The sequence below is a fragment of the Parasynechococcus sp. genome (assembly GCF_042954245.1).
Lineage (GTDB): Bacteria > Cyanobacteriota > Cyanobacteriia > PCC-6307 > Cyanobiaceae > Parasynechococcus.
On record NZ_JBGKDP010000025.1, the window covers coordinates 1 to 3,519 of the forward strand.

The 3,519-nt window shown below is 52.3% G+C and carries 5 protein-coding genes and 1 pseudogene; 4 read left to right on the forward strand and 2 right to left on the reverse strand.

Going from position 1 to position 3,519, the window contains the following annotated elements; translation table 11 throughout:
* The 3 genes from ACGVJ8_RS00815 to ACGVJ8_RS00825 all read left to right on the forward strand — a co-directional run.
* Positions 1-404, forward strand: a 404-nt coding sequence (locus ACGVJ8_RS00815) for a tetratricopeptide repeat protein (protein WP_392345045.1), incomplete at its 5' end; no start/stop codon positions are given.
* Between the two features lie 748 nt (positions 405-1,152).
* Positions 1,153-1,368, forward strand: coding sequence for a class I SAM-dependent methyltransferase (locus tag ACGVJ8_RS00820; RefSeq protein ID WP_392345046.1), 216 nt, complete (start codon positions 1,153-1,155; stop codon positions 1,366-1,368).
* 578 nt (positions 1,369-1,946) lie between these two features.
* The gene (locus tag ACGVJ8_RS00825) at positions 1,947-2,318 is read left to right on the forward strand and encodes a hypothetical protein (protein WP_392345047.1); all 372 of its coding nucleotides are present in this window, start codon (positions 1,947-1,949) and stop codon (positions 2,316-2,318) included.
* Between the two features lie 13 nt (positions 2,319-2,331).
* Here ACGVJ8_RS00825 and ACGVJ8_RS00830 read toward each other — a convergent pair whose 3' ends face one another.
* The gene (locus tag ACGVJ8_RS00830) at positions 2,332-2,571 is read right to left on the reverse strand and encodes a hypothetical protein (RefSeq protein ID WP_392345048.1); all 240 of its coding nucleotides are present in this window, start codon (positions 2,569-2,571) and stop codon (positions 2,332-2,334) included.
* A 17-nt stretch (positions 2,572-2,588) separates the two neighbouring features.
* The gene (locus ACGVJ8_RS00835; protein WP_392345049.1) at positions 2,589-2,921 is read right to left on the reverse strand and encodes a hypothetical protein; all 333 of its coding nucleotides are present in this window, start codon (positions 2,919-2,921) and stop codon (positions 2,589-2,591) included.
* A 129-nt stretch (positions 2,922-3,050) separates the two neighbouring features.
* On the opposite strand from ACGVJ8_RS00835, the pseudogene ACGVJ8_RS00840 reads away from it, so the two are divergent.
* A pseudogene (locus tag ACGVJ8_RS00840) lies at positions 3,051-3,519 on the forward strand (alpha-D-glucose phosphate-specific phosphoglucomutase); the annotation flags it as partial.

A 3,519-nucleotide genomic window follows, 5' to 3' on the forward strand; every position in this document is an offset into this window, starting at 1 on the left:
AAGCCATTTATTCTCACAAGACAGGCCGACTTAAAGAAGCCGAGTCGATTTACAAGAAAATGATCATCGCAGGAACATCTAATCCTGCATTTTTTTGCAATCTTGGAATCCTTTGCAAGAACAGTGGCAGGATCGAAAAAACCCTTAAATACTACGGAAAAGCCTTAGATTTCGAACCGGACTACCCCCAGATCTATAGCAACATCGGAAATCTATACCGGGACACCGGAAAGCATGATCAAGCACTTCAATTCACATTGAAATCACTCAATCTTGACCATGAATTATCAACCGTCCAGATGAATCTGGGCAGCATTTACCGAGATCTCGGAGAAACAGAGGAAGCCCTAACAGCCACCATCAAGGCCATTGAGTTCGATGAAGACAATATCGAAGCGCTGTAGAAGCCGAAAAGCCTTGCCAGCGGCATCAAGATCAACAAATTCAACAGAGACTACTCCAGCAAAGACTACGAAAAACTTCTCAATTACGAGGACTTGTACCGTCGCAAACTCTGCCACTCTTCGTTCAATACCACCTCGAAGACATCTAAATGGCCGCAAGTTGAAACCCAATCATCTCTGATCAAAACCAGGCCTTGCATCAGACTGGAGATTCAGAAAGCCGCTGACATTACTGATCCCGCCCCATCAAGAAATCGAGGAATTCCTCACTCGACTCAAAAAAGAATTCCTGGTTCAGATCAGAACCAATAGCGTCATACCTGCCACACCAAGGCCCCTCCTGGAGGCGCTAGCCACACAATGCTTCCTGAACGAATACGTTTATTGGCAATCAGAGGAGGAGTAACAATGGGTCGACGACCTGATCGCAGAAGCCAAGAAGAGCAAAGAAATAATAACCGATGAGATGTCACTTGAAGTCCAGCAAATGTACGAAAAACCCCTACCCTCGATACAAACATGCAGAGTACACCCATTCCCATTTCGCAAAACAAACAGCTGAGTTCATCTCCTTAGAAACAACCATTGCAAATCCCCCCTTCACCAATTGAACTCTCGCCACCCAACTCCAGCCCGAAGATTCTGATTGCGGGATAACGCCAATCGCTATAAAAATCCGTAGATCACTGCGATTGATATCAGTAATAACAGCCTGGCCTACGCAGCAAGACAATCGTAGGAGTACAACATGCGTAATGTTCGGATCCGGCAACTGGACATTCTGGATGCCAATCAGCTTGAGGATATCTATGATGTGATTGAGTGCAGCGGCGTCCTGCATCACATGCAGAACCCCGCCCAGGGGCTGGAAGAACTCAACAGCAAACTCAAGCCGGGCCGCTATTCAAGCTTGGCCTGTACAGCAAACTTGCCAGGCAGAAAGTCTCCGCAGCACAAGAGCTGATCCGAAATCTGGGCACTCTAAGCACGCCGGAAGGCATCAGAGATTTTCGCAAGCAAGTCTTTGACAAGGATCAGCACGAACTGAAAGATCTATTTGAACTTGCGAGGACTTCTATTCGCTCTCCGAGTGCCGCGACCTTTGCTTTCACGTTCACGAACATCAGTTCACCACCGAGACCCTGGAAAAACTTTTAGAAGCCGAAAAACTAGTGTTTTGTGGATTCATGCTTCCAAAATCCATCAAGGCTGCTTACCAGCACCGCTTTCCAGAGGACAGCAATGGCACCTCACTCAGCCACTGGGGCGAATTCGAGAACAACAATCTATCAACTTTCCAAAGCATGTATCAATTCTGGGCCTACAAACTTTTATAGAAGGATCCACCAACGAATACCAAAGCAATCGACGACCCCAAAAGACCCCATCGTCATCAAAAAGCGAATGAAAATGATTTTTTTCCTTCTGACGAAAGCGGATCAAGCGAAGGTTCACCCCATCAAGACATCATCAAATACTTCGCTGATTGATCGTCCAAACATTGCTTTGCTTCAACTGCGCAAAGCACGCCAGACTCGTCCCATGATATCCAAGATCACACGCATCCTGCTGCTGCTCGCCATCGCCAGTCCCGTGATCGCGGCTGAGCCCTACGAGCCCTGGCCCAGCAAGGATCAACTGCACAGCATTGAACAGGCCGCCTATGCCTACTCCCGCGACAACTCAACTGAAGCTTGCGCGCTGGTTCGTCAGCTCACCGATCCTTTGATGGATCACTCTAGGTTGCCGCGGCTCTGCAAAGACGTGTTGTGGTCCCTGATCGATGAAGCCAAGGTTACCAACACCAACGACTTTCGCCGTAAGGACGCCATCACCACCACACCCCGGCGTATCCCGAGGGTCTGCGCCGAGCCGGTGATGAAAAAGGAGAAGCCCAAATCGCGTCAGGCCTGAGCCTGGCTGGACATCAATCAAAGTCGAAGCTGAACCGCTGGCCCTGCATCAGGGTGGCGACCTCTCCGCGAACGACATCCAAGAGCGCCACGCTCACGTCGGGGTGCTTCTTGATCTCGTCCACAAACATCTGCACGTCGGCAGCTGTCAGTCCGTGGCTTGTGATTCTGGAATCCACCTTGCCGCGAAACGTCTCCAGAAGACTGAGTTGATCAGCATCGAGTAGCTTGGAACCGGGATGGGTGACGTCCATCGAAGAAACAGAGGCGATCAGTGGGATATCTCCGAATCGCCAAGCAGATCGATCAGGATCTCGGAGGTGGCGATCGTCTCGCCCATGCTCAGTTCTCTGTCTTGACCAGGAATTTCGGAGGCCAACTTACACGCCGTGGAGGAGTGGCCAGAGACATAACAACTGTTGGCCAACCTCAAGATGGCATTGGAAAACTTGCCGCGCAGGCATTCTTCCGAACCTGACTGATTGATGACAGCATTAGTAACAATAACGGCTTCCTGAGAGGACTCCGGCAAGGGAAGAGCCCGTTTCCAGCTCTGTGATGCAACAACTGACGAGGACGTACAGGCCATGCCGACGATCAACATCAGCAGACAGCGATGCATGGTCGTCGGAATTGGTGCGGGTTAAGGGGTAGCGGCGTCAACTGGTCGCGACCGACGCCTTGCAAATGGATTTCCATGTTTAGGTTCCGCACACAGCCCCCATCCATCGTGATGACCACCTCGGCCCCTGCAGAACCGACCCAACGCCAGGTGCTCCTGGCCACCCCTTTCACCGATCAGAAGCCAGGGACCTCCGGCCTACGCAAAAGTAGTCGCCAGTTCGAGGAGCCCCATTACCTGGAGAGCTTCATCGAAGCATCGCTTCGCACGCTGCCGGGCGTGCAAGGCGGCACCTTGGTGCTGGGGGGCGACGGCCGTTACGGCAACCGCCGGGCCATCGATGTGATCTTGCGGATGGGCGCCGCCCATGGCCTCAGCAAGGTGATCGTCACCACTGGCGGCATCCTCTCCACGCCTGCCGCCTCCAACCTGATCCGGCAGCATCAGGCCATCGGCGGCATCATCCTCTCGGCCAGCCACACCCCGGGTGGTGAGAACGGTGACTTCGGCGTCAAGGTCAACGGCGCCAACGGTGGTCCCACCCCCGCCTCCTTCACCGATGCGGTGTTCGAGTGCACCA